Raw genomic sequence first — 1,425 nt, forward strand, 5'->3', positions numbered from 1 at the left:
ACGTTCCCCTTCATTGAGCGCGTGRTGCTYCGTTTTCGCCGGCACGCGCTGGCTCGGAATGAGYTTCTTTCGGTATGTCTTGAAGGGCTGGAGAAAGAAGGTGTCGACGTTCATGGCTTGACTCCCCGGGGCAGTTTGTTCTCATAATGTTCTCATACACGAGGACGCAAGCCATGTCAGCCCAGCCAGCCGACCAACATGTCGAAGACACCACGCTGGACGCGGAAATCACGGGCATTGTTTCCATGCTGATGGAGGAGCACGGCACCGAAACCGCGGCCCTACGCGCGTTGGCTCATGACTTCATCGTCCTGCTGGCCGATGCCGACCGCTCGACATCGCGAGGCTATCTGCGGGGGCTGTTTTCGCAGGGAGCGCGGCCAGTCCGCGAAGCCGAATGAGCGATGGAGCCACTGGACGAAGAGACGCAGCTTCGGGACTTCCCGTGGGTGATCGTGCGCCTGCGCTGCCCATGGTGCCGGCGCGGAGGGGATTACCTGCTGGCGGATGTCGCGTCCAAGCACGGGAGCCGGGCCACGATTGGCCGCATCGTCATCGCCTTCACGGAGGAATGCGAGTGGCGGCCCTGGAATCCGGCCCGCAAGCCTCAGAAGTACGGAATGAAATGCAGCGGCTATTGCCCGAACCTACGCAGGCCCGATCCGCCCGACCTGCCGCCGTCCATGGTCGGGCTCAACCTGATCGAAGGAGGCAAGGATGATCAACGTCCATCCGAGCGACCTGGAGAGCCGAAGCGCCGCYGCATTGGAGGCGACTAGGAGCATCCATCTACAGATTGAMGGCGCSAGCCCGGAGGAAACCRGCCGTGGCCTCGCGGCCGCGCAGGCGGTTTTCGAGAARGCSGGCGTSACTGCSGGCAAGGCTTATTGGGCGATCTGCGAGCTTGAGAGTGCCGATGACCTGGGATGGTCCGAATGCCGAGGTCGGTGCCGTCCACCCAAAGCCATGCCGGTGATCCTGACAACGCCCGAGGAATGTGAGGCATGGATGATGGCGCCGTGGGAGCTGGCCAGCACGTTGCAGCGTCCGATGCCAGATGGGTCGCTCGATATCCTAGCACGCGGCGTGAAGAAGGATGGCCCAGGCGAGGATCCGTTCCCCGCAGTCGCCCCGCCTCAGCAAGKCGACCYATTTTAGGGCGCGACKCATTTGGTTGGCGAACTTCTGCGTCTGAATGCCAACGACTAATAAAAGTTCTTATAGTTCTATTGCCAAATGAAAACTCTATAATAAAAGGAGCGAAGCGTAAGCTCTCTGCARTGCCCCCGGGAGATTGGAAATGTCGGAAAATAACGAAGCGCTCGTCGACCTGGTCGCGCATATCGTTTCGGCATTCGTCGGGCACAATAGCGTGCCGATGGCCGAGCTTCCGGCGCTGATTGCCAGCACGCACGCAGCGCTCAC

Annotated in this window: 3 protein-coding genes; all 3 read left to right on the forward strand. The window is 60.9% G+C overall.

What is annotated here, in order from left to right:
- Nucleotides 1-173 precede the first annotated feature (173 nt).
- The gene (locus AB4Y99_RS27590) at nt 174-401 is read left to right on the forward strand and encodes a hypothetical protein (RefSeq protein WP_441525594.1); all 228 of its coding nucleotides are present in this window, start codon (nt 174-176) and stop codon (nt 399-401) included.
- A gap of 3 nt (nt 402-404) precedes the next feature.
- The gene (locus AB4Y99_RS27595; RefSeq protein WP_441525595.1) at nt 405-779 is read left to right on the forward strand and encodes a hypothetical protein; all 375 of its coding nucleotides are present in this window, start codon (nt 405-407) and stop codon (nt 777-779) included.
- A gap of 521 nt (nt 780-1,300) precedes the next feature.
- The coding region (locus AB4Y99_RS27600; RefSeq protein WP_441525596.1) for a MucR family transcriptional regulator at nt 1,301-1,425 on the forward strand (125 nt) is incomplete at its 3' end.

The organism is Allobosea sp. TAB14 (assembly GCF_052113865.1).
GTDB classification, from domain to species: domain Bacteria; phylum Pseudomonadota; class Alphaproteobacteria; order Rhizobiales; family Beijerinckiaceae; genus Allobosea; species Allobosea spartocytisi.

What these genes read in the sequence shown, in the direction of transcription:
- AB4Y99_RS27590 (WP_441525594.1), top strand. Translation starts at nt 174, where the DNA reads ATGTCAGCCCAGCCAGCCGACCAACATGTCGAAGACACCACGCTGGAC.